The organism is Candidatus Obscuribacterales bacterium (assembly GCA_036703605.1).
Taxonomy (GTDB): domain Bacteria; phylum Cyanobacteriota; class Cyanobacteriia; order RECH01; family RECH01; genus RECH01.
On the sequence record DATNRH010000371.1, the window covers coordinates 1 to 1,101 of the forward strand.

The 1,101-nt window shown below is 53.6% G+C and carries 1 protein-coding gene; it reads left to right on the plus strand.

The features are described 5' to 3' along the window. On the plus strand, positions 1-557 hold a 557-nt coding region (locus V6D20_07765), incomplete at its 5' end, for a hypothetical protein (GenBank protein ID HEY9815680.1). Positions 558-1,101 lie beyond the last annotated feature (544 nt).

A 1,101-nucleotide genomic window follows, 5' to 3' on the forward strand; every position in this document is an offset into this window, starting at 1 on the left:
ATCTAATTGCAGGCTGTGACATGCTTGGTAGCCACCATCAAGAATACCGCGATGGCAGCTACATCAACAATGCATGTCCCCGTTGTGGCTGGTTTGTATACTCACTGGAGCAATGGCCTTACTGGGATGACAATGTTGCAACAGGCTCTACTGATCGAGTGGTTCGTGTACGCACTTTCAGCGAAGTCGTCACCGCAATAAGGGCAGCTGCCAAGGCTCTGGTTTTCCCGTTCCTTACTCTTCGCCTGTTCTCTAGCTGGCCACTAGTTGGCTCCGTACTGGCCCTGGGCTACCTAGGTCCCTGGGCGGTGGCAAACGCCAACGCGTTCTCCAGTATTTACTCCGGCCGAACCTATGGTGGCGATAGGTATCCGCGCCGGAACTTCCAAGCCAATCCTTCGGACTGTGGTCGTCGTCCAGAGCCCCTCCCTAGGGTTCGGCATGAGGACGCCCTTCTGGCTGTTCTCAATGCGGAACCCCCCAAGGTCTACATGGACCCGTCCTGCTCAATCTGCTTGGAAGATTTTGAGGAGGTACCGCCAATAGTTTTTGCCTAACGCCAAAGAGTGTGTTCAAAGCCGCACAGGAACCAGATGCTAGTTCTCAGATGCGCCAGTTAGACCCTGCCGTGGTGGCCTTGCCATGTGGACATCCCTTGCACATGGCTTGTGCCGAACAGCTCATAGGAGGTAGTCCATTCGTTCCCCTGTCTTGCTAGGATTGTAGTGCTAACATCTCAGCGACGAATCAAACCGGCTTACGGTGTCCGCTTTGCCGTGAGCCCATCTCCCTTACTGCTACCCTGTCTGCCAGGGCATTCACCTAAGTAAATACCTTCATGGACCACCCAGACGACTGTGGGGCAGAGCAGTGCGGCGGTCGGCGGCAGCGTGCCGCCTCAAACCTCAAACTTGCCCAGTTGTATCCAGCTTCAGTCGAAAATGTCATCCAGAGAACCATACAAACTTGTATTCCACCTTGTAGAAAATGAGAAGCCAAAAGGCCTAGTCATTCTCATCCACGGACACATGAGTTCGTCAGAGCAGAACTGGGGTAAGTTGCTGAGTAAACAAAATAGGTGATGGATGGAAAGGTCGTGGG